The following is a 26,017-nucleotide window of genomic DNA, read 5'->3' as shown; positions in this document are numbered from 1 at the left end:
GTAGAGATTAACAAAAATACTCATGAAACAATTATTTACCAGTTTAGCATGTTTTTTATGCATGTTCACCTCTTCTTTTGGCCAGGACTTAAATGTGTCATCTCCTAATGGTCAACTAAATGTAACCGTAAGTCTGGATGGCAGAATTGAGTATTCTGTAACTTTAAATAATCAGGCGATTTTTAATAAAAATACCTTGGGATTGCATCTTAAAGAGCAGGTTTTAGGGGAAAATCCAAAACTTAAGAATTATAAAATTACTGCGGTAAATGAGGATTTTTCACCGGTTGTGCCTTTAAAATACAGCAGCATAAATAATCAGTATAACTTATTGAAAATTAATTTTAAAGGTGGTTATGATGTAGAGTTCAGGGTGTATAACGAGGGAGTGGCCTATCGCTTTATTACCCATTTAAAAAACGAAATAGAGGTTGAAAAAGAAGATATTGTTATTAATTTACCCGAAAAATATATAGCGCACCTTCAGCAGACGGATTCCTTTAAAACTTCTTATGAAAATCCATATTCTCACGTCCCCACAACAGATTTTACAAATGGGCTTGATAACTCAACGCTGCCTGTTTTATTGGAAAATGAAAACTATAAAATCCTTATAGCTGAATCTGATTTAAAAGATTATCCGGGAATGTTCTTAAATGTAGAACAGCCTAATCAATTAACCGGTGTATTTCCTTTTAATCCTGTTGAGTTTGAAGATGAAGGAGATCGCAGTATGAAAATTATTGAAAGGGCAAATTATATTGCCAAAACCGAAGGATCACGTGAATTTCCCTGGCGCTACTTTCTAATAACACAGGATGATAGTGAAATTTTAAAAAATACACTTACTCAAAAATTAGCTTCTCCTAATGCTCTAAAAAACACATCATGGATTAAGCCCGGTCAGGTAAGTTGGGAGTGGTGGAACGGTGCTTCTCCGTATCATGTAGACTTTGTCGCAGGTTTTAATGAAGAGACTTATAAATACTTTATAGATTTCGCTTCAGAATTTAATATTCCTTACATCATAATGGATGAAGGTTGGGCACAATCTACTACAGATCCATATACCCCAAATCCTGATATAGATCTTTTTGAACTTATTAATTATGCTAAAGCAAAAAATGTAAAAATTGTTCTTTGGCTTACATGGCTCACGGTAGAACATAACTTCGATCTTTTTAAAACTTTCAGTGAATGGGGTATTGCAGGTGTAAAAATTGATTTTATGGATCGTAGTGATCAATGGATGGTTAATTTCTATGAGCGTGTTGCTAAGGAAGCTGCAAAAAATCAACTTTTTGTTGATTTTCATGGAGCATTTAAACCTTCAGGACTTTCATCTGTCTATCCTAATGTGTTGTCTTATGAAGGTGTTTTAGGTCTTGAACAAATGGGTAGAGCCGTCCCAGATAACAGCATCTACCTGCCATTTATGCGAAATGCAGTAGGACCTATGGATTTTACTCCGGGCGCTATGATAAATATGCAGCCAGAACACTATTACAGCGAGCGTCCCAATTCTGCAGGAGTAGGCACACGAGCTTTCCAGATGGCATTGTTTGTGGTTTTTGAAAGTGGTCTACAGATGCTTGCAGACAATCCTACCAACTATTATCGCGAAAGAGAATGCACAGATTTTATAACAAGTGTTCCTACAACGTGGGAGGAAACAAGAGTGCTTAAAGCGAAAATAGGAGAATATGTTTTAGTCGCAAAACGCAAAGGGAATAAATGGTTTATAGGTGGTATGGCAAACAGCAAGGGCCAAAGAGAATTTACCATTAAGATGGATTTTTTAGATGAAAATGAATCCTTTACTATGACTTCTTTTAAAGACGGCGTGAATGCAGGTACACAAGCAATGGACTATAAGAAAACGGTGGAAACCATTGAAGCCAATCAGGAATATAAAATAACTATGGTCAAAAATGGTGGGTTTGCAGCAATAATTACTATTGCGCAATAGTTTTTTGTTGTAGAAGTATAAATAAATCTAATGTAAATAAGAGATAAAAAAAACGCTCAAAAGATAGGTGGTTACTAAGTTTGCAGTTTTTTTTAGCTAACACCAAATCAAACAATCTAGCGAGATAGTATTACACTTATGAAGAATGTCTACGAAGATAATAGAATTGTAATGACTCTGGATGCAGGAGGGACTAACTTAGTTTTTTCTGCGTTGCAATTGGGTAAAGAAATTATCTCACCTATAATATTACCATCTTATTCTGAAAATTTAGAAAAATGTTTAAAGACAATAATAGAAGGTTTTCAAAAAGTTAAAGAATCTCTACAACCTGAAATTCCGGTAGCCATAAGTTTTGCCTTTCCCGGTCCCGCAGATTACAGTAATGGTATAATAGGAGACTTACCTAATTTTCCGTCATTTAAAGATGGAATAGCGTTAGGACCTATGTTAGAAGAAATTTTTGAAATACCTACACTTATTAATAATGATGGCGATCTATTTGCCTATGGCGAGGCTGTTGCCGGATTTTTACCACGCATTAATAAAGCTTTAAAAGAACACGGGGTCGAAAGGGTATATAAAAATCTTTTAGGTATAACCTTGGGCACGGGATTTGGTGCCGGTCTAGTGGTTAATAATCAAATATGCCAGGGTGATAATTCTGCAGCTGGTGAATTATGGCTTACGCGAAATTTTTTAAAGAATGATGTTATTGCCGAAGAAAGTATAAGCATACGAGCGATCTTAAGAGTTTATGCAGAAGAATCTCGAGATTATACTGCTACAACTCCTAAAGACATCTATGAAATTGCAAAAGGAATAAAAGAAGGCGATAGCAAGGCAGCTATTTGTGCATTTGAACACATGGCAGTCGTTCTGGGGGAAGCTCTTGCAAATGCTATTACGCTTATTGACGGTCCTATTGTTATAGGAGGTGGTATTTCGGGAGCTGCAGAGTTTATTATACCTAAAGCTGTAGAACACCTAAAAAGTGTGATTTATGATATTGAAGGGAATAAATACAGCCGTATAATTCCTGAAATTTTTGACTTAGACAATCCTGAATCTTTTAGTGCCTTCGTAAAAGATGATGAAAACTACGTAAAAGTGCCTTTTAGTTCAAAAAAGGCACTTTATAATAGGGAAAAACGTATTGCTATAGGCGTAACTCATTTGGGTACGAGTGAGGCAATATGGTTGGGCGCCTACGCCTTAGCACTTGATTATCTTGATAATAAAACCAATCAATACGCCTCTACTTCTGTTAAATAGAGTTTCGTGTTTTTATTTATATAGATTTTTATTTGGCTTGCTGCTCATATAAAAAGTGAGCTTGCCACCATTCATCACGTCTGCATGCGAAATAAAAGGCTTTTGAAGTATTTTGCCATTCAATTCTACCTTTTTTACATACACATTTTTATCAGATTGATTTTTTGCCACTACCATAAAAGTTTTACTACCTTCCAGATGTAAGGTCGCTTCTTTAACTGCAGGGCTTCCCAGTGCATAATCTACAGATCCCGGTGCTACAGGATAAAAACCAAGACTACTGAATAAATACCAGGCGCTCATTTGACCAAAATCATCGTTACCACTCAAACCATCATCACCAGTCTTATATTTTTCTTTCAGGATCATTCTAATTTTATCCTGAGCTTTGTAGGGTTTGTCTGTCCAGTCATACAGATAAGCTACATGGTGAGAAGGCTCATTACCGTGAACATAATTGCCAATGATGCCTTCACGTGAAATATCTTCAGTATTTTCAAAATATTTATCGGGCAATTCCATTGTGAACAATGAATCAAGATGTGTCGTAAAACGCTCTTTGCCGCCCATTAAATCTATTAGACCTTTAGGATCTTGGGGCACATATAAACTATAATTCCAGCTATTTCCTTCAATGAAACCTTGCCCATGTGTATTTAAAGCGTCAAAATCCTGTTTAAAAGTCCCGTCTGCTAGTTTTGGTCTCATAAATCCGGTTTTAGCGTCATAGACATTTTTATAATTAGCCGAACGTTTTATGAATACGTCATAAACATCACTACGTCCTAATTTTTTGGCTGCTTGTGCGATTGCCCAGTCGTCATAGGCGTATTCTAAAGTTTTTGAAACTGATGCCCCGCTTTTATCTTCGGGAACATAGCCGTCATCAATATAATCGCCTATACCATCAAAATATCGAGTTCGTGCGGTTTGTACACAAGCATCAAGTGCTTCATTCTCATCAAAATCTGCATTACCTTTTACAATCGCATCAGCAATAACTGAAACACTATGATAACCTATCATACACCAGTTTTCATTACCATAATGCGACCACACTGGCAACATGTGATGCACACTTTGTTTCTGATGTGCAAGCATAGATTGAATCATGTCCTGATTGCGGTCTGGCTGCAAAATATTAAATAGTGGGTGCAAAGCGCGATATGTATCCCAAAGAGAAAAACTCGTGTAATTAGTAAAACCATCTGCCTGGTGAACATTGCGATCGAGACCCATGTATTTACCATCAACATCCATATAGACGGTGGGGCCTAAAAAGGCGTGGTACATAGCAGTATAAAAGTTAGTTTTATCACTTTCTTCCAGTGTTTCTACCGTTACTTTATGAAGTTCTTTGTTCCACTGTGCACGAGCTTCGGCTTTAACTTTTTCAAAATCCCAACCCGGAATCTCTGCTTTCATATTATTAACAGCACCCTCTGTACTTACAGGAGATAAAGCCATTTTTACTTTTATAGCTTCGTTCTCTTTGGTGTCAAAGTCAAAATAGAGACGAAGATCTTCACCGGCCATTTCTGGGAAATTTTTAGTTTGATCAAATCGTCCCCAGAAACCTCGATAAACCTGTGCTTTCTGCTTTTCCTGTCCATAGCTTTTAAAAGGCTTGCTAAAGCTCATGGCGAAATAAACCTTTCGCGTACGCGCCCATCCACTTGTCTGGCGATATCCGGTAATTAGAGTATCATTTTCTACTCTTACAATAGTCCAGACATTTTTTTCATCGTAATTATAAATACCAGCTTTAAGGTCTAAAATTATATGCGCTTCTTCACTTTTTGGGAACGTATATTGATGCATTCCCACGCGTGTAGTAGCGGTCAATTCCGCTTTAATATTATAATCTTTTAGATTTACGCTGTAATAACCGGCTTCTGCATCTTCTTCAGAATGCGAAAAACGTGAACGGTAACCGCTATCAGGATCTGTTGCAGTACCGGGATTAAGCTGAAGTTTACCCACAGTAGGCATCACAAGAAGATCTCCCAAATCTGAATGACCGGTCCCGCTAAAATGTGTATGGCTAAAACCTACAATCGTAGAATCTGCATATTGATAACCCGCGCAATATTTATAAACATCGGGATTATAGTGACCATTTACACCATACGGAATAGTATCAGTATCAGGACTTAATTGCACACTGCCGAAAGGAACTGTAGCACCGGGGTATGTATGACCCATTTTTGCTGTTCCTATCATAGGATCAACATATTTTGCCAGATCAGATTCTTGAGAAAAACCTGCTGAAACTATACCAAAAACGGCAAAAAATAGGGTAAAAACGGAGAATTTATTTCCCATATTCGGTTTAATTCTGCTATAATTATTTATCATTCAAAAAAATTAAAGAAGCTTAAAATTATTTTTCGGTTGACAGAGAATAAGGAAAATCTGAATCTTCTGTACCACGTTTTTTATTAGGTGTGTCACTCATTTTATAGTCTATGGTCATACCTTTCATTAAAGCTTTGTGACTAAGCCAGTTTTTTGAATATTCATTGCCATCTACTTTCATGTCTTCAATATACCTGTTTGCATCACTATTTTCAGGAGCATTAATGGTTACTTTCTTTCCATTCTCAAGATGTAGGGTCATTTTTTTAAATAATGGTGCTCCCAGAACATATTGATCTGTAGCTGGTGCAACAGGATAAAAGCCCATCGCAGAAAATACATACCACGCAGAAGTTTGCCCATTATCCTCGTCGCCACAGTAGCCGTCTGGAGTAGGCAGATACATTCTGTTCATAGTCTCACGCACCCAGTATTGAGTTTTCCAGGGTTGGCCCGCATAATCATAAAGATAGATCATATGCTGTATAGGTTGATTACCATGTGCATACTGCCCCATATCTGCAATCTGCATTTCTCTAATCTCGTGAATAGTACCACCATAATAGCTATTATCAAAAACAGGAGGAAGAGAAAATACTTTATCGAGTTGAGATACAAACTCATCTTTACCACCCATTAAGTCAATAAGCCCCTGCATATCATGAAAAACTGACCAGCTGTAGTGCCAGCTGTTCCCTTCTGTAAAAGCATCACCCCATTTAAAAGGATTGAAAGGAGCCATAAATTCACCATTTTCGTTTTTACCACGCATTAATTTTGTCTCCGGGTCAAAAAGATTTTTATAATTCATCGCCCTATTTTTATACAATTTGATGTCTTTTTTGGGTTTATCCAGCGCTTTTGCCAATTGATAAATTGCAAAATCATCATAAGCATACTCTAATGTACGCGCCGCGTTTTCATTAATATCCACATCATAAGGTACGTAACCTAGTTTCTTATAATAATCTGCACCCGCACGACCTACAGCTGTCATTGGGCCTGCGTTATTAGCACCATGAATTAAAGCTTCATATAGATTTTCAATATCATACTTGTAGACTTCACCACTTTTTAAGTAACCATCTGCAACAACAGACGCAGAGTTATTACCTACCATAACATTACGCAGACCTGGGCTGGCCCACTCAGGTAACCAGCCGCTCTCGTCATAAGCATTAGAAAGACCTTCCTGCATATGAGCATTAAGCTCTGGATACATAAGATTTAAGAAAGGAAATAATGCTCTAAATGTGTCCCAGAAACCGGTGTCTGTAAACATATATCCGGGTCGAACTTCGCCATTGTAAGGACTGTAATGCACAATTTTACCTGAAGCGTCAAACTCATAAAACTTTCGTGGAAACAGTAATGAGCGGTAAAGCGCACTATAAAAAGTCTTGAATTGTGCAGGTGTACCACCTTCTACCTCAATACGCTCTAAATTATCATTCCAGATCTCACGTCCTTTTTCGCGTACAGCTTCAAAATCATCATTACCTATTTCTTTTAAATTTAATTCTGCCTGCTCGTAGCTTATGAAAGAAGATGCAACTTTTGCGTTTACCTGCTCTCCTTCTTTGGTTTTAAAACCTATTACAGCACCGGCATGATTTGCAGTACTTGACAACGCATCTGTAAGCACAGAATCCTTATATGTTTTTGTGATCTCAAAATCTTTATCAAAAACGATAACAAAGTAGTTTTTGAAGTTTTCAGGTACACCGCCACTATTTCTTGTAGTGTAGCCTATTACTTTTCGCTCCTGCGGAATAATTTGTACAGAAGACCCACGATCAAAGGCGTCAATAACGACGTAAGAACTGTCTGTCTCAGGAAATGTAAATCTAAATCGAGCTGCTCTTTCTGTAGGTGTAAGTTCTGTGGTCACATTATGATCAGCCAGATAGACACTATAATAATTAGGCTTTACGATCTCTGCTTTGTGCGAAAACCAACTTTGACGTTCCTCTTCTTTAAAACGTAATTTTCCCGTCACTGGCATAATAGAGAACTGGCCATAATCATTCATCCAGGGAGAGGGTTGATGTGTTTGTTTAAAGCCACGTATTTTGCGTGCATTATATGTATATGCCCAGCCATTACCCATCTCACCAGTTTGGGGTGTCCAGAAGTTCATGCCCCACGGTAGGGCGATAGCCGGGTAGGTGTTACCTGTAGAAAGGCTGGGATCACTGTCTGAACCTATTAAGGGATCAACATAGTCAACGGGATTTTTTACAGTTTGTAAAATCTCAGTTTGTGCCTGCGCACTTTGTAAAACGAGGCAGATACAAAAGCCAAACAGTAGTTTTTTCATAAAAAGGTATTTCGGTTGTAAATTTCTAAGGAATGTAACTTTATTATTTTAAGGGATTAGACTTTACGCCTTCCTTTGTTATTTTTATGGGTTTGATGAAGCCATTTTCGTCAAAGTACATTTTATCAATGCATGTTTCACGAGAATTTCGATCACTTTCATCAAGAGGTCTGCGATGATATACTATATAATAATCATCAGAATTAGTGCGGTGAATAACGCTATGATGCCCTGCACCGGTAGCTATTTCAGGATCTTGTTCTAAAATTTTATCTACTCTCTTAAAGGGGCCAAATGGGGAATCTGCTATTGCATACGCCACACTATAATCAGGACCAGTCCAGCCACCTTCAGACCACATAAAATAGTATTTTTTATCTTTTACAAACATGAACGGACCTTCTACATAACTTTTAGGAGTAATTTCTTTAAAAGTGCTGCCATCTTTAAAAGGTATAAAACCTGTAAAGTCATCATTAAGCTGTGCTACATTACAATGTCCCCAACCGCCATAATATAGATAGAACTTGCCATCAACATCTTTAAAAACAAACTGGTCTATAGGTTGCGCACCGTTATAAAACTTGCCAATTAAGGGTTTACCCAGATAATCTTTAAAAGGGCCTTTAGGAGAATCGCTTACAGCTACACCAATGCCTCCCAGCTCCTTATCACTTTGAATGTCGTTTGCACCAAAAAATAAATAGTACTTATTGTCTTTCTCTATAATTGAAGGTGCCCACATAGCACGCTTTGCCCACTTAACAGCGGTAGTATCTAGTATGTGATCATGCTTTGTCCAGTCTGTTAAATTGGGAGAGGAAAAAGCATCCAGAAATACTTGTTGATCGTAAGGGGCAGAGTAGGTGGGGTAGATCCAGTACGAGTCATTAAAGATTATACCTTCAGGATCTGCATACCAGCCTTTAAAAACCGGATTATTATTTTGGGCAAACCCCGTTACCAGAGAAAATAAAGTAATAAAAAGAGAAATTTTTAACATGAATTTAAATTGAATTTTTAAATATAAGCATAGCTTACATAAAACGATTTAGTTTGCTTAAAATAATTTTCATTCTGCTGAAGGCGGAACTGCATTTTTGCTGCTTCCCCAGTTTTTATTAGCCCGATTGCCCATTGTCAGTACGAGGCTTCCTCCATTTTTGATTGAATCATGAGAAAACCAAGGTTTATTCCAATTTTCCCCGTTAAGTTTAGCTGACTGTATATACTTATTTTCCTCAGAATAATTCTCAGCACTTATTTTAAAATACTTGCCATTGTCAAGATGTATAGTGATATTTTTAAATACCGGGCTCCCTATATTGTATGCAGGAATTCCCGGGGTTACAGGGTAAAATCCCATTTGCGAAAAGACTACGAAAGCAGACATGCCACCGCCATCTTCATCACCAGGAACTCCCATTAAATCATTTCTAAACCATTCTTTAACGAGCTTACGTATTCTTTTTTGTGTTTTCCAGGGTTGCCCGGCATAATTGTACAAATAAGGAATATGTAGAGAAGGTTCATTTGCCATCGTAAATTGACCTACATTACCTGTCTGATCAGGAAGTTGGGTATAAAATTCACGTTTACCCCTTCCCATGGGCGTTGAGAACAAAAGGTCAAGATTAGCCGTAAAATTTTCTCTTCCTCCCATAAGTTCTACGAGATCTGCTATATTATGTTGTACATCCCAGCGATAAGTCCATCCATTATTTTCGTCATAAGCATCTCGGGCACCAATACCACCGGAAAAGCGATAATCAAACGGCTCAATAAAGTTACCTTCACTATCCTTGGGATGAAAAAAACCAGTTTCAGAATTAAATAAATTACGATAGTTAAACGATTTCTTTAGAAAGAAATCCTTTTCCTCATCTTTCCCTAACTCTTTTGCTACCTGAGATAAGCACCATTCATCATAGGATGTGCCCAGAGTAACTGCAACAGGTTGACGCTTTTCAAATGAGTTTACTTCAGGAATAGTTTCTGGTTCTCCTTCACGCAGAGCAGGAATGTAACCGTGTTCCCGATAGAACTTGTCTAATTCACCTGCGGGTTTGCCAGACCATGGAGCTAATGTTTTCTTCATAATACCATTTTTAGCAGCTTTGTACGCATTTTCTAGATCAAACCCTCTTAACCCTTTGCGATAAGCATCAATAAAAGATGCGACTGCATGATTTGAATTCATACGGCGACTGTCACCGGTTATTTCCGGAAAAGTTGGCATCCAGAAATTGTTCATCTGTTCTGCCATAAGAAGGAAAGAGTTTAAAATATCCTCCTCTTTTTTAGGGTCAATCAGTACTCTCAAGGGATGATGAGCTCTGTATGAATCCCAAATCCAGTCATCAGTATAAAAATCTCTGCCGTTATCATTATGTACGCTACCATCAAACGCACTATAATAGCGACCGTTTTCAGAAATTGATACCGGTCTTTCATAACAACGGTATAAAGAGGTGTAGAAAACAGTTTTTTCGTCAAGTGAACCTCCTTCTATTTCAATTTTTCCTAATGCTTTATTCCAGATATCCCTGCCTTGCTTTTGTAACGATTTTAGATCAATGTTTGATAACTCCCGTTCCATATTTGCTTTGGCTTGGTCTGCATCTATAAAAGAAATACCGTAATCAAAATCAAGAGATCTACTCCCTTTATTATATTTTATTACTAAAGTTGCAGCGTTACCCTGTGAATCTTGACCATCCTTAAGGGTTCCATTTTCTAACGTAAAAATATTATCTGGAACTTCCTGCGGATTTAGGTATATGAAAACCCGAGTTGAATTATCAAGGTTCTGATAACCCGAAATAGCAGTACCATCCCAATGAAGTTCGCCATTTCTAGAATTCAAAACTATAAGAGGACTATCATTTTTTTCAAAAGTGATGGTGTATTTAGCTGATTGATGGGAAACGCCATAATCAACTTCTATCTGTTGATTATCTAAGAAAACGTGGTAAGAATATGGTGTTATTTTCTCGTGGTCATAACTATATTGTATAATTGGCCGGAGTTTACTTTCCTTGCCCTGAAAGGGGCTAAAATTAAATGCAGAACTGCCTCTGTGACTTGTCGTTATTAACGGTAAACCATTTAACAGATCCCCGGTATAATCACCTCTTTCAGGATATACCCGTAAAAAACTATTAGGTAAATGTATAGTAGGAAATGTGGGCACAAGCATATGACTTATATTTCCCATATACGGATTAACTAAATCTACAGGCTCAGATTGTAAAGGAACAGATTTATCGCTAGAACAGCCTGCCAAAGAAATTAGGCTGATGCTCCATAAAAATAGTAAAGACTTTAAATTATCAAATAGCATTTTTGTTTACTTGATTATGAATGAGACATAAATAAATCCCCAAAATAAATTGAGGATTTTATTTAACAAATAGTGCGCTTTAACTAAAGAGTCCAGCCTTCACGATAGTTACGCTTAACAAACTGATTTGCTTCTTCAAAATTAGTTACTCGCATGTTGTCTGAATCCCAAAGCATCTCTATATAACGACCAGGGTAATCAATGCCACCATCCTCACGCTTCTTCTGCATATCAAAGCCACGGATAGCGAGATTTGCAATAAGTAAGGTTTCAGTTAATGGGCCGGCTACACTAAATGGTGAACTCACTTCTTTTTTACCATATCCGGCGATTGCTGCTTCTACCCATTGTTTGTAATGACCATTTGCACCACCTTCCACACGCTCATATTTTTGATCTACTGTGGTTTGATCAGTTTTAGATGTAGGCAAAAGTTGTGGATTTTCTGAATATGTACCGCACATCATCTTACCTTTTGTACCTATAAAAAGAACACCGTTACCGCCATCACCAAAAACTTCATTAGGTCCTAATTCTTCAGGACGAGTAGGTTGAATGCCACCATCCATCCAGTGTAGTTTAATATCGCCACTGGTCTTATCTGTTTTAGGAAATGTCATAGTAACATGACTTGAAGGAGGACAGCTGTCTGGGAAATACCCACGTTTAAATTCATCTACATATACACTACCCACACTACATTGTACATCTTTAGGGTATTTAAGATTTAGTACCCGTACCGGAACTTCTACAAGGTGACATCCCATATCGCCCAGCGCACCAGTACCATAATCCCACCAGCCACGCCAGTTAAAAGGCACAAGACCATCTACATAGTCTTTATATGGTGCTGTGCCCAACCAAAGGTCCCAGTCTAATTCAGTTGGTACCGGTGACGAAGTTTGGGGCCATGGAATACCTTGAGGCCAGACCGGGCGATCTGTCCAGCAATAAACTTCTTTGATTTCTCCTATTAAGCCGGCATCAAACCATTCGCTCATTAAACGAGTACCATTATTAGATGCACCCTGATTACCCATTTGGGTGACTACCTTATATTTTTCTGCAGCTTCAGTTAACTTTCTGGCTTCATAGATATCGTGCGTCAATGGTTTTTGAACATATACATGTTTTCCCATTTTCATGGCTGCAATAGAAGCAGAAGCGTGGTTGTGATCTGGAGTAGAAACGGAAGCAGCGTCAAAATGCTTTCCTTCTTTATCTAACATTTCTCGCCAGTCTTTATAATATTTTGCTTTAGGAAAACGAGCTCTGGAAGTCGCAGCTCTACGATCATCAACATCGCACAAAAAAGCAATTTCTGCTTTGCCTGAATCTGCAAAGTTTTTAATATCACTTTCTCCTTTACCACCTACACCAATACCGGCAACATATAATTTATCACTGGGAGCTGTAAAGTTTACACCACCTAATACATGGCGCGGAACAATTGAAATACCTAAAGAAGCTATTGACGTTTTTTTGATAAAGTCGCGTCTTGGACTAGATTGAGAATTTTTGTTTTCTTTCATGTCTATGGTTTTTATTATTCTGTAAGTGAAAAAGGTTGATCTGATTCTTTTTTTCCTCGGTTTTTATTTGGCTTGTCAGTCATATCTAGAGTGAATGTTCCACCGTTGCTTATTTCTTTGTATGTTAAAAAGTTTTTAGTGAAGTTAGAATTATTAAGTTTTGCTTCATTGATATATACATTATTTTTAGAATTGTTTTGCGCGTCGATTACAAATTGGTTTCCGTTTTCTAAAGAGATTGTAGTTTTTTGAAAAACAGGACTCCCCAGCACATACTGGTCTGTTCCCGGGCATACACTATAAAATCCCATCGCACTTAGCACATACCATGAAGAGGTTTGTCCCTGATCTTCATCACCAGGATACCCGTTCTCTGTTGAACTGTACAATTTTTCCATAATTTCACGTACATGACTCTGAGCTTTCCAGGGCTCACCTGAGTAATTGTATAGATAAGGCATGTGCTGTATAGGCTGATTACCATGAGCATACTGACCCATATTTGCCATTTCCATTTCTGTCATTTCATGAATTTTACCGCCATAAGTGCCCACATGTACGGTATTAGGTACGGTAAAGACAGAATCTAATTTTTTATTGAAGTTATCTTCTCCGCCCATTAAATTAATAAGTCCTTGTGGATCCTGAAAAACAGACCATTCATAATGCCACGCGTTACCTTCTGTAAATGGGCCACCCCATTCGTAAGGATCAAAATCAGGCTGCCAACTGCCATCTGTTTTACGTCCACGCATGAAACCTGTTTTAGGATCGTAAACATTTTTGTAATTGTACATCTGTCTCTTAAAAACGCCCTGATAGAAGCTATTATCGGTCATTTTGGCCAAATTATAGCCGCAAAAGTCATCATATGCATATTCTAATGTTTTTGCGGTAGCTTCTCTATATTCAGGATAAGGGACATAACCCAGTGTATAATATTCTTTAAAACCATCGCGACCATTTGCTGGTCCCCAAGGACCCTTTACAGTGGCTTCATGGTAATATGCTTGTAAAGCTTTTTCTGGATCAAAGGTGTGAATGCCCTTTGCCCAGGCGTCTGCAAGCAGGGATATTGCGTGATTACCTATCATACTACCACCTTCACTGGGGAAAGACCAGGACGGCAACCACCCACATTGATCATAGGCATCTAGTAATGCCGAAACATAGCGACCGTGCATTTCTGGATACAACAAAGCGTTTAAAGGAAACTGTGCCCGGAAAGTATCCCAGAAGCCGGTATCTGTGTACATATAACCATCATGTATTTTACCATCGTATGGGCTATAATAATACGGGTCACCGTTTTCTTTGAGTTCATAAAATTTTCTTGAAAATAAGCTGGCTCTAAAAAAACAGGAATAAAAAGTTCTCATCTGTTCTTCTGTTCCCCCTTCTACAACAATTTTATTGAGGTGTTTGTTCCAAATCGCTTTCGCGGAAGCTTTAGTATCTTCAAGATTTTTAAATTTACCAAGTTCGGTGTCGAGATTTTGCTGCGCCTGCTCTGGACCAATATAGGAGGAAGCAATTTTTGTCTGAACTCTCTCACCACTTTTAAACTGAATATAGGCGCCTATGCCATCTCCTTCTTTATGGGTTATATTATCCCATTTTTCACCTGATTTATTCTCCCAAATTCCTGAGGTTTTAAAAGGCTTATCAAATTGAATCACAAAGTAATTTTTGAAATTCTCAAAACGCTGCATACCTCTTCCGTTTGTCACATAACCTGTAATTCGGCGGTTCTTAGCATCAATTTGTATTTCACTTTTGCCGGTGTAGCCGTCTAGAACTATAAAAGAATCTTCTTTTTTAGGAAATGTAAAGCGCATGTGAACACCACGTTCTGTAGGTGACATTTCTGTTGTAATATTATTGTCTAAAGCTACTTTGTAGTAATATGGTTTTGCAATCTCGTTATCATGCGTAAAGCCAGCTGCGCGATCATTCTCATCAAGTGTAAGTTTTCCTGTTACCGGCATAAGTGAGAACACCGCATAATCATTAGACCAGGAACTGCACTGATGTGCCTGTTGAAAGCCACGAATTGTTTCTTTAAAATATTGATATTTCCATCCGTCGCCATTATTTCCCGTTTGCGGTGTCCAGGTATTCATACCAAAGGGCAGGGCAGTGGTAGGATAGGTGTTGCCCCGTGTGAGTTCAAATTTTGAATTGGTACCTTGAAGTGTATTTACATAATCTGCAAGATCATTTGTTTTAGTTTGTGCTTCTGTGAAATCAAAGCTGAAAAAAAGAGAGATTACAATGATTAACTTAAATTTCATAAATAGTTTATTCTTACAATTTTTCACTTTTACTAAAGCATTACCTTTTTTCCAGTCTTAGCAGACTTTTTAGCAGCGTCAAGTATTTCTACAACAATGAGATTATTTTCTAAAGAAGAAAGATCATCTGTCGTATTGATTTTACCGTCTAGAACTGCTTTTAAATAGGTTAAATGGTCTTGATAATAGTCGGTTTTTAGGTCAATTTGGGCGATTTTTGTATGTTTTGGGCTATATTTTAATGTGTTACCATCAACAGCTTCGTAAGAAGATGAAGTACCATAAACCTGAAGATCTTTTAAACTGTATGACCAATCCCACGAAGCCTGAATTACTCCGGTCGCGTGCTCGTATTCTAGAATAATGGTTGCATCGTCGTCAACTTTAGGATAAACATCTGGTTTAAAATTTCGGGTAACCGCAGTAACGGCAATGGGCTTCTCACCGTTTTGCAGCCAGGTCATTAAATTTGCACCATAACAGCCAAAATCAATTACAGCACCACCGCCATTTTTTTCAGGATCTGTAAGCCATGACAAAAACTCTTTACTGCAGCCTATTTCTTTAGGACCTTCATGACCATCACGAGCGATCATTTTTTTAATGATCCCAAAATCGCTCTGGGTCACTTTATCTTTCAGCGTTTGATTGCTTCCATACCAGGTTGTTTCATAATTGGTTAACAGCGGCGTATTATGCTTTCGCGAAAGCGCAGCCATTTCCTGAGCCTGATCTGAGTTTATGGCAAGAGGTTTTTCAACCATAAGAGGTAGTTGCATTGGTAAACAAATGCGGGCAACATCAATATGTTCTGAAATAGGATTGTAAGCTAAAACCGCATCTGGCTTTACTTTAGCAAGCATTTCTTCTACCGAAGAATAAAACAAAGAATCTGGAATGTTATACGACTTTGTGTACCGGTCAATCAGGTTTTGATCACTTTCTGCGATACCCACTATATTCACTTTGTGTTGTTTGTATTCATTCATAATCACGTGAGCATGATCATGACTTAAGCCTACCACTGCCACATTAAGTAAGTCCTGACTATAACCTGTAGAGGTAAAAAAGGTGCAAATAATAACTATTAGTAGTCTCATAATTTTTTGAATTAATCCTTATTCATTTTAGAAACAAGTTCTCTTAGAATCTCATTTTGTTCTTGTTTTAGAGATAGAAATCTTGTCACCCATTTATATATAAAAAAAAGGATTATAAGGAATACGACGATATAGAATAAATAAATGATGATAAAAGGGCCCATAGAAATTATATTATAAGTTGATTATTAGAAAACTATGCAGTTTATAAGAGGGCTTTTAAAATTCAATAATTACTTTTATTCCGTCACTGCTGTTATCAAATTGTAACCAAAGTGTTTTACTACCTGCCTCCCAGCTTTTTTCAAAAGATTGTGCTTCTTTACTTTCGGCATTTATAATTTTAATATTTGCTGGTTTGTGCGGAAGCAAAATGCGCATGCTATTGACAGTATTTACCGGACTTTTTGCAATAAACGAATAGCTTTTTATATCGCTTAATTCATTAGAAATACGCGCTGCAGAGGCTAAAACCTGGGATTTTGAGCTGTTTTTCAGCGATGACAAATCATATAAAAAAGACTGATCTCCAGGCTCCGTAATTTTCTCTTCTAGAATAGGAAGCTTAGGATCAAATAAATCAATGAATAGCCCCGTACTTTTGTAAACTTTAGTTGATACGCTTTCATCCATCACCGAAATAATTTGATAAGGTCCTCTTTGCAGGAAAAAATTGTTTTTAAATTCTATTTTTCCGGCTTTAGTATCTTGCTCATAAGCTTCTTTAATTACGTCGAGATACGGTTTATCTCCATTTTTATTCAGTACAAATTCCTTAGGATTTTGATCAATAATGTGAACCATTCCTTTTCTTACTTTAAAGTTTTTTTCTGCTGAGGAATTATTAATATCCAAAAGCTGAAAAAGATGTTCAGAGGGCGTTTTATAGTGGTTTTTACCGGTATTCCACCATTCCATCACATTTTGATAGGGATCATCGTCTTTGCCCACATAAACCAAAACACCTCCTTTTTTAACCCAATCTGAAATGTATTTATGAACTTCAGAATTGTTAGGTTTCATATTTGAATAACTCATTACCAGAACTTTAATGTTCTTTAATGTTTCAGAATATTGAAGGTTTTCCATATGAACCGTTTCCACCGGAATTCCTCTTTTTACCAGTGGAAGTGTCTGCCCGTAAAAATTAGAAAACTGCGGATCATCATAATTATCATGAGTAGGAAAGCGCTGAAACATTAAAGAGTTACCCATTAAAACTCCTATTCCCTGATTTCCGCTTACGTGATTATCAGACACAGGCATTTTATTAAGCGCATTGATCATTATCTGCATCTGGGTAGAATAATCTTTTGGGATCAACACTTTTTTATCACTATTTGCAACCTGATATGGCGCTGTATAAATACGTTCCGGCCACGGCATGACTTCATAGTTAGCCATCATAGGATATAGTAATTCTGCTGCGAAAGTAGCCTGATAATTTTGCTTGTAATCTTCCCATGTTTTTTTACGATCTTCAATAGGATCTGTAAGAAAAAACATTTTACGACCGGTGGGAGCGGTCATAGAAACCATAGAGCCGTATTCTAAAAATGCATTTTCAAAAGTTCGCTCTTTTTTTAAACCATTAAAATAAGTAGGTTCTCGTGAAGTACCCGTCCAAACTTGCGCAATGTAGCCGTCGATTCCCGGTAAAGAAGCGAGACTTGCTTCAGGACTTACAATACTCCATGACGAATAATTAACTAAAGAATGGGTAGGAATATAAACTTTTACGTCAAGGCCTTTCTTTTTGCCGTAAGCTTTCGCGTAAGCTGAAGTTTCTTTTAAAGTATTATAATACAATTCATATTTAAGCTTATTTGCAAGCCAGGTATTTTCTGGAGATGCATCTTGTGGTCTCCATGGGAAACCATAATATTTTTGCCATTCTTTTTTAAATGCGCTACTGTAGCCAGCTCTTGCCCAAAATTCTGGTTCTTCAAAGTAAATTGAAGTTATGCCGGCGTTAATAACGCGCTCGATAACGCTTTCTTTAATATAGGCGATAAATGAATCACTGGGTACAATATACGGCACGTTGCGACCGTGCCATATTGTGTCTCCGTTTTGCTGTACTTGTCCTTCACCTAAGTGATTTATACCATCCCATTTGTCTAAAAAATAGTCCTGATAAGAACCCCATGCGATACCCGTCATAAAATGGGTATTATAGCCATGATCTTTCCAGGATTTGGCACGTTCTTCAAAGGTTTCCATCTTGCTGTGATCAGATGGATTACCATTCACACCGTAAACTATAGCGATATCTGCACGCGTATCAATTTCAGGAATCCATTTACTACTAGTCTGAAAAGCGGTTTTTTCTGTATCAGGATAAGTTTGCTTCTGACTAAAACTATAAAACGACTGTAATAGGAATAATAGAAAAACAGGGCCGAATAGTCGTAATTGTGAGTGCTTTAGTAGGGTCACTTGTCAATATTTAATAACGAAAGCTTGTAATATTAAAGTACAGTTAAAAAACCATAGAACCAAAACTAAATCGTTTGCGTTAGTTTTGTTTCTATTAAACAAAAAGCAATGGTTTTTAAAGTTATTCCTTAATTAAAATTTTAAGCTCGTCTTGGTTAATACTTTGATAAATCTACTAAAACGATTTAGTTTAAGGAAATTATTTATTAAGAAATATTCTTTAATTTAAAGATCCTTTCTAATTAATTTTGAAAAAGCGAGGAGATTGATAAATTATCTATTTTTAGAAGAGTCTCTTTGTATCAATTCGGCATTTAATACAACTTCCTGAGGCGAATCACTACCATCCTTTTCTTTAAGCATGTTTAACATGATTTTCATTAATTTTTCACCAATTTCTTGTAAAGGCTGGGATACTGCAGAAATTGTTGGTGTATATATTCTGAACAAATCGTTATCATCAAATGTAATAATACCTAGTTCATTGAGCAGATTAGGATTGTAGTCTTTAATGACTTCTAAGCCACTCTGTGTGAGGTAGTTAGTTGAGAAAAATACAGAATCGTATTCAGCATGATCTGTAATAAATGAATGTATAAGTCCCTTGCCTTTATCAGAATTAACGTCTTTGAATGGTATTTCTAATACATTACTAGATAATTGCGCCTGACTAACGCACTCTTCGTATCCCTTTAAACGATCAAGCATTTGAGTTTGTTTGACGTCTGTAGTGATAAAAGCGATTTTTTTGAACCCATTATCAATTAAGTGTCTGGTCGCTTTGTTTGCAGCATCTTTATTATTAATAACAACATAATTTGTTTTAAGATCTGGAAAATAACGGTCAAACAAAACTACCGGGACATTTTTCTTTATTAAATCGTCAATATCATTACGAATTCCGGCAGAAGGGATAATTATAAAACCGTCTACTTGCCTTTCATAAAACAGATTTATGAGTTCTCGGGATCGCTTATCATCGTTTTCATTACTGCAAAAAAGAACTTTGTAATCTTTATTGTAGGCTATGTCCTCAATAATGCGAGCTAGTTTGGCAAAAAAATAATTACTTATGTCTTCTACCATAAAAACAATAATCTTTGTTTTTCCGGTTCTAAGACTTTGAGCGACTAAGTTTGGTTTGAAGTTGATCGATTCTGTATAATCCTGAATTTTCTTTATGACTTCATCTGATATTTTTTTCTCTTTACCTTTTCCGTTGAGTACAAACGATACGGTGGTAATTGAGACATTTAATTTAGAAGCTATGTCTTTTAAGGCAGGCCGTTTTTGTTTCATAGATCGATTTTCATTCAATTCCTGCAATTAACGTATTATGACTTATAAGTATACAGAAGAATTTTTAACTTTAAGTTGTCGTAATTAGTCTTAATTTAAAATTGAACGTTCTTATTTCAAGCAGCGTAAAATTTTTAAAGATTTATACAACGTATGACCATAAATTTCAGACCCGAAATTTAGGTACGTTAATTGAATAAATTCAATCATTTTTAGTCAAAATGCTAATATAATTAACCAATTTAAGGTATAACCTATTTATAAGTATTTTTCTTTGGTCTAATTTGGTAAATTGTGTTTTAAGCGAATGGCTTTTTTAATTTTTATTTATTTTGTAATAGGAATAAATAAGATAATCAGCTTACATATGATACTATCTCATCAAATTGCCAAGAATTTTAGAGAGGTGTATTTTGGTGGTAATTGGACGGCCTCATCTTTAAAGAATCATTTACAAGAAATTTCGTGGGAACAGGCTACCACCAAGGTCTCATCATTGAATACAATAGTCTCTTTAGTTTATCACATTAATTATTTTGTGATTGCAGTTACGGAAGTATTACAGGCAAAACCATTGAAATCTCACGATAAATATAGTTTTGATCATCTTGTTGTTTCATCTCAGAAAGATTGGGAAAATTTATTAATCAAAGCTTTTGAAGATGCACAAGTCCTTGCCAACCTAATTGAACAATTACCTGAAAGCACGCTATGGCAAGATTTTACTGATAAGAAATACGGCACTTACTATAGAAATTTACAAGGTCTTATAGAACATAATCACTACCACTTGGGACAAATAGTAATTCTTAAAAAGTTGATTAATAACAATACTAATCAGAACTAAAAAATCGTACGTTTTGATCTAAAAATCACTAAATAATGATGATTTTCAGCCGAATTATCGAAAGAACAAAATAAATAAACTTCCAACTTAAACAGTTGGAAGTTTATTGCATGCTCAACTTTTTACAGGATTAATAACCTGGATTCTGTTCAATTTTTGGATTCTGGTCAATTATAGATTGCGGTATTGGATTCATATACATTTTAGGTGTAAAAACATGTGGGTGGTTAAGTGGAATTACTTCATAAACCCATTCTCCGCTATTATCAGAAGGAGACGTATTTGTTATTTTCATACCATGCTTGTCAACATTCATAACATCTTCTGCAATCTTCCATCTTATAATATCAAAAAACCTGTTGTTTTCGTATCCTAGTTCTACGCGGCGTTCTCTGTGAATAGCCTCTCTCATTGCGTCCTGATCAAGTCCCTCTGCAAGATCTGGCAACTCAGATCTATTTCTTATAGCATTTATTGCTTCGTAAACAGAAGCATCTGGGCCAGATGCTTCATTTTGTGCTTCAGCATAGTTAAGCAATACCATCGCATAGCGATAAAAAATATAATTTTGACCACTTGCACCACCTCCACGGGGAGCATCCGGATTTAATTTCTTTTTAGAATAATATCCGGTATTACCTACATCATCGCTACCAAAATCTATTTCGTTTAGAGATGGATTTACTTCATCAATTCTCGTATAAATTGTATCTGTGGTTTCCATCCAATCTAGCTTATAAGGAGCACCGTCGTAAACTATAAAATCATAAAATCTTTTTTCCCGGCCTTCATAAGGATTTTGAGGATCATATCCTGAGGTAGGGTCTGATATTACTTTACCATTAGCCATGGCAAAAGCGTCAACCATTTCCTGTGTGGGATCATAATTTCCCCATGTATAATATACGCCATTAACCCAGACCGGTCCGCCGTATTGCTCATAGTTAGATCCCATTGTATTTGCTACAACTTGCCTATCCCAAATCACTTCTGAATTATATTCATTTGAAGCACGCCATAAATTAGGCAGATCTTGAAATAAAGCATAAGTACCGCCATACTCATCTATAAACTTTTTATTAGTAGCGGCAGCCTTTGCCCATCTTGAAGCATCTTTACTTTCAAAACTAATTAAGTGGCTGGGATCTGGTAGGGCAGGAGAACTATTAAAGAGCGGGCTGGCAGCATATAGTTCTAACCATCCTTTCAGAGCCAATGCAGCTCCTAATGTGGCACGCCCGGCATCACTGTCACCAAAGCTATACTTAACTTCAAGAGCTTGATTTTGCACTATAGATTCCAGCTCATCTGTCATAAAATTTAAAGTTTCGGCAAAAGTAGACCGTGCGTTATAAATCTCAGTACTATCCATAGTATTGCGATCAAGAGGTTCAGTAATTATAGGTAGTCCTCCTACATGCAGCCATAGTTCACTATAAAAATAAGCTCTTAGAAAACGGGCTTCATCTATTCTTTTTTGAATGTATGTCTCTGAAAAATTGGTTGAATTCTCATTAACTTTTTGAATAAATAGATTGCATTTTCTTACTTTATTATAAGTGCTTGTCCAGTTAGCATGATCTGTAGGTCCAGATGTCCCGCCCCAAACTTCGAATCCACTGGCAGATGGAGTTACAATACCACTTTTCCAATTATATGACGTATAATAAAAACCTGCATCATTATCATCTGTAAAATTATCCAGATTTTCTGGTTCATTACCTTTATTGGGTACACTACTGTATATGTCGTTTAAAAATAAATCCGCAGTGCTTTCAGATTCCCATTGCGTGTCATCATTTAAATTTGTTTTATCAGTATTATCTAAAAATTCCTCGTCGCAGGATATGAAAATAGATACGAGTAATCCAAAAATAAGTAGATGGCTTATCTTTAAAATTATGTTTTTATATTTCATCTTGATATATTTTAAGTATTAAAAGTTTAGATCTAAACCGAAGGTTACAATCTTTGAGTTAGGATATGCAGTCTCTCTGTCTATTTCTTCATTGTTTTGATCCATATACCCAGCTTCAGGATCGATAAAATCTAGTTTACTAATTGTAAATAAATTCTGTCCTGTAACATATAACCTTAAGTTCTGTATATGTAAAACATCAGTTAGACTATTAGGCAGCGTATACCCTATTTGGGCTGTTTTAAGTCTTACAAATTTGCTATCTACCATCCAAAAATCGGAGGTCTGTGTATTATTAGCATAAGGGCTTTGCGTTGCTCGCGGATATTTTGCCCCTTGAGTATTCGGCGTCCATCTATTATTGTAGTATTCTGAAGTAGTATTGCTACTGTTGTTTGCAAATGGCAGCGTTTGGAAAGATTGATTTAAATCAAAGCTAACCTTGGCCGATCCCTGGAAGAAGAGACTAACATCAAAACCTTTCCACTTTGCGTTTGCTGTAAGACCATATGTAATCATAGGATAAGCAGGATTACCAATGACAGTTTCATCGTTAGCATCAATTTTTCCATCCGGAACGCCTTCAGGACCACTTAAATCTGCATATCTAATATCTCCGGGGTGGAGCTCTCCAAATTGCTCTATATCATATCCATCTGCGCTATTTATAATACCATCACTATTTATATCGTCTGAGGTAGAGAATAAACCAAGAGAATGGTAACCAAATGGTGTATTGTATGCTCGCCCGGTTCTACTACGATTAGGGTTATTGCGAGTAGCCGCAGTTTCAAATACTTCAACCATTTCATTAGTAGCATAGCTAAAGTTACCGTTAAGACCTAGTAAAAGTCCATTTTTAAAAGTGTAGTTACTGCCTATAACAAATTCAAATCCATGACTTTTCATGATCCCGGCATTCTCTTCAGAAAGATCTAGACCATACTCTGCAGGAACGCTAACCGCAGGTGGAAGTAACATACCTGTACGTCTCTCAGAAAAGTAATCAGCTTCAAGAGTAAGAAGACTATTCCATAAAGTGGCATCGAAGCCTACGTCGAATTTAGTCGCTATTTCCCAAGTAATATTAGGATTTGCTTCCAGCGGTACGTAAGAACCTTGCACCATTCTACCAGTACCAAATGCGTAGGCATTACCATACAAATTGTAACCGTTTAAATATTGAAAAGCTGTTCCTGCAAGATTTCCTGATTTCCCCCACGATGCTCTAATCTTAAGATTATTTACATATTCAAGATTTTGCATAAAGTTTTCTTCTGATAATCTCCATCCTGCAGAAAAAGCGGGAAAGTAACCATATCGTTCCCCCGGGGCAAAATAGTAATGACCATCATAGCGGCCTGTAGCTTCAAAAAGGTATCTATTATTATAGGCATATGTAAGTCTATATACATAACCTACCTGGCTTCCAGTAGAGGAGGAGCCATCATTATCATAGTCGTTTCTGTCTGAACTACCCATACCCAGTTCATCAATATTTACAGCAAAGTTATTTCTGCGTGCGCTAAATCTTTCATACTTATTGTTACGCGCTTCTGCCACAAATAAGGCTGAAACATCATGCTTTCCAAAAGTGTGAGCATAATTGACAATACCCTGATAAGTAAAGGTTTGATTTTTTGAATATTGTTGACTTAACCAAGTGTAGCTGGCTGCACCACCCTCATTAGCAGAAATTTCTCTGTTATATGTATAGGGTTCTGTATTAAGATCCTGAGAGTAAAAATAAAACGGTCTATGCCAGCTTTTTATGGTACGTTGATTGGGATCATAACTAAAAGTTCCCTTTACATTTAAGCCTTCTAAAAATGGTAGTTCTTGTTCTATAGATGCAGTGGTTAATAAAGTGTTGTTACTGTTTTTGACATAGCCTCCTGAATTTAATATTGCAACAGGGGATCTACCGGCAAATTCACCCCATAAGCCGTTGCTATATACGATATTGCGAATGGGTATAAATTTAAATCCGCTTCTAAATAAGCCACTTGCAGTTTCTTCAGGATCTACCGTTTTGGTTTTTTCAATAGACCCAAGAACTGATAGTAAAACTTTTGTGGTTGATGTGACCTGAGATTGTAAGTTCATATTAAAATTATAACGATCATAGCTCATAGGATCAAAGTAACCTCCTTGATTAAAATAGCCAAGACCTGCATAATATTTAGTGTTTTCTGTACCACCACTTAACTGCATATTATAGTTTTGAATGGGTGCACTTTCATTCACATATTCTGAAGGATTACTTTGGGGGTATCTGTCAGGATCTTCAGCATGTAGACTGTCATAATTGGCTATAACATCTGGATCAAATGGGAGTTGACTACCCTCAGGTACTACACCCATATTATCATTTAAAAAAGCTTCATTTCTTAAGCTCATATAATTTTGAGCATTTAGCAGTTCAGGGTAATAGTCATAAGTAGGTGTTTGTATCCCATAATATGTACTTAAACTCAATGCCGGAGCACCTGTTTTTCCTTTCTTTGTAGTAATAAGAATAACACCATTAGCACCACCCAAACCATAAGGGGCAACCGCTGCCGCATCTTTAAGAACAGACATTGACTCTATTGTATTGGGATCAATTTGACTAATATTTGATCTTATTATGCCATCAACAACGACTAAAGGAGCACTGTTTCCGGTTGTACTTATGCCTCGTATTTGTATAATAGGACTATCCATTCCTGGTTGACCACCATTGGGGCGCATACTTACACCTGCCATTCTTCCCGCAATCGATTGAGAAACATTCGAAACAGGAGTTTGAGCGACATCGTCTCCATCTAATGTACTAACGGAACCTGTAAGAGTTGATTTTTTTTGAGTGCCATAACCTACAACCACAACTTCGTCTAAAGCCTGAGAGTCTTCAGCCATTTGCACATCGATAACACTGTTAGTTCCTACTGGTCTTTCTGCCGTAGTCATTCCGACAAAAGAAAATACTAATACTGCATCAGACGAGCTGGGCATAATGGTGTATTTTCCGTCAAAATCTGTTAATGCACCATTAGTAGTGCCTTTTTCTAAAATATTAACCCCAGGTAGAGGCATGCCGTTAGCGTCTGTAATAGTTCCCGTTACAGTTGTCTGTACATTTTTATTCGCCCCAGTGGAATCTTTACTATAACCAGTATAGGCTATAATAAGGAATAGGAAAACAACCGTATTTTTTAAATGACGTATAAAGACACGACAATCATAGTTGCTATTGGAAATAGCACTAAATAAAATTTTCATTCTTTTCATTTAATAGGTTTTAAAAGGTTGATTATTTATTAGAATTCCTAAGCTATTTA

Annotated in this window: 13 protein-coding genes and 1 pseudogene; 3 read left to right on the top strand and 11 right to left on the bottom strand. The window is 36.7% G+C overall.

Annotation, left to right across the window (positions count from 1 at the left end; all coding sequences use genetic code 11):
* The first annotated feature begins 22 nt into the window (after positions 1–22).
* A complete protein-coding gene (locus ACH3PA_RS17645) occupies positions 23–1,969 on the top strand; it encodes a glycoside hydrolase family 97 protein (RefSeq protein ID WP_416442476.1) in 1,947 nt (648 codons plus the stop codon).
* A 138-nt stretch (positions 1,970–2,107) separates the two neighbouring features.
* Positions 2,108–3,244, top strand: coding sequence for an ROK family protein (locus ACH3PA_RS17640; protein WP_416442474.1), 1,137 nt, complete (start codon positions 2,108–2,110; stop codon positions 3,242–3,244).
* A 12-nt stretch (positions 3,245–3,256) separates the two neighbouring features.
* Here ACH3PA_RS17640 and ACH3PA_RS17635 read toward each other — a convergent pair whose 3' ends face one another.
* The 9 genes and pseudogenes from ACH3PA_RS17635 to ACH3PA_RS17595 all read right to left on the bottom strand — a co-directional run bounded on the left by ACH3PA_RS17635 (position 3,257) and on the right by ACH3PA_RS17595 (position 19,929).
* A complete protein-coding gene (locus ACH3PA_RS17635; protein WP_416442472.1) occupies positions 3,257–5,569 on the bottom strand; it encodes a GH92 family glycosyl hydrolase in 2,313 nt (770 codons plus the stop codon).
* Between the two features lie 58 nt (positions 5,570–5,627).
* Positions 5,628–7,952 (bottom strand): annotated as a pseudogene (locus tag ACH3PA_RS17630) (GH92 family glycosyl hydrolase); the annotation flags it as partial.
* A 13-nt stretch (positions 7,953–7,965) separates the two neighbouring features.
* Positions 7,966–8,925: a glycoside hydrolase family 43 protein gene (locus ACH3PA_RS17625; protein ID WP_416442470.1), complete on the bottom strand. Its 960-nt coding sequence runs from the start codon at positions 8,923–8,925 to the stop codon at positions 7,966–7,968.
* A 69-nt stretch (positions 8,926–8,994) separates the two neighbouring features.
* Positions 8,995–11,265 carry a GH92 family glycosyl hydrolase gene (locus ACH3PA_RS17620; RefSeq protein WP_416442468.1) on the bottom strand — a complete coding sequence of 757 codons (2,271 nt, stop codon included), beginning with the start codon at positions 11,263–11,265 and terminating at the stop codon, positions 8,995–8,997.
* A gap of 83 nt (positions 11,266–11,348) precedes the next feature.
* Positions 11,349–12,797 (bottom strand): Gfo/Idh/MocA family protein, encoded by a 1,449-nt coding sequence (locus ACH3PA_RS17615; protein WP_416442466.1) that lies wholly within the window; start codon positions 12,795–12,797, stop codon positions 11,349–11,351.
* Between the two features lie 14 nt (positions 12,798–12,811).
* The gene (locus tag ACH3PA_RS17610) at positions 12,812–15,091 is read right to left on the bottom strand and encodes a GH92 family glycosyl hydrolase (RefSeq protein ID WP_416442464.1); all 2,280 of its coding nucleotides are present in this window, start codon (positions 15,089–15,091) and stop codon (positions 12,812–12,814) included.
* A gap of 32 nt (positions 15,092–15,123) precedes the next feature.
* The gene (locus ACH3PA_RS17605) at positions 15,124–16,191 is read right to left on the bottom strand and encodes a Gfo/Idh/MocA family protein (protein WP_416442462.1); all 1,068 of its coding nucleotides are present in this window, start codon (positions 16,189–16,191) and stop codon (positions 15,124–15,126) included.
* Positions 16,192–16,410: 219 nt separating this feature from the next.
* Entirely contained in the window at positions 16,411–18,630 is a 2,220-nt protein-coding gene (locus ACH3PA_RS17600; protein WP_416442460.1) for a hypothetical protein, read from the bottom strand.
* 273 nt (positions 18,631–18,903) lie between these two features.
* On the bottom strand, positions 18,904–19,929 hold the full coding sequence (locus tag ACH3PA_RS17595; RefSeq protein ID WP_416442458.1) for a LacI family DNA-binding transcriptional regulator: 1,026 nt from the start codon (positions 19,927–19,929) through the stop codon (positions 18,904–18,906).
* A gap of 307 nt (positions 19,930–20,236) precedes the next feature.
* Between ACH3PA_RS17595 and ACH3PA_RS17590 the strand changes: the two genes are divergently transcribed.
* Positions 20,237–20,776: a DUF1572 domain-containing protein gene (locus ACH3PA_RS17590; RefSeq protein WP_416442456.1), complete on the top strand. Its 540-nt coding sequence runs from the start codon at positions 20,237–20,239 to the stop codon at positions 20,774–20,776.
* A 130-nt stretch (positions 20,777–20,906) separates the two neighbouring features.
* On the opposite strand, the gene ACH3PA_RS17585 is transcribed toward ACH3PA_RS17590, so the two are convergent.
* On the bottom strand, positions 20,907–22,694 hold the full coding sequence (locus ACH3PA_RS17585; protein ID WP_416442454.1) for a RagB/SusD family nutrient uptake outer membrane protein: 1,788 nt from the start codon (positions 22,692–22,694) through the stop codon (positions 20,907–20,909).
* A gap of 18 nt (positions 22,695–22,712) precedes the next feature.
* The gene (locus ACH3PA_RS17580) at positions 22,713–25,958 is read right to left on the bottom strand and encodes a SusC/RagA family TonB-linked outer membrane protein (RefSeq protein WP_416442452.1); all 3,246 of its coding nucleotides are present in this window, start codon (positions 25,956–25,958) and stop codon (positions 22,713–22,715) included.
* Between the last annotated feature and the right edge of the window lie 59 nt (positions 25,959–26,017).

The sequence above is a fragment of the Leeuwenhoekiella sp. A2 genome (genome assembly GCF_047946655.1).
Lineage (GTDB): Bacteria > Bacteroidota > Bacteroidia > Flavobacteriales > Flavobacteriaceae > Leeuwenhoekiella.
The sequence above is the reverse complement of the archived record's forward strand: the minus strand, read 5'-3'. Positions and strand labels throughout refer to the sequence as shown.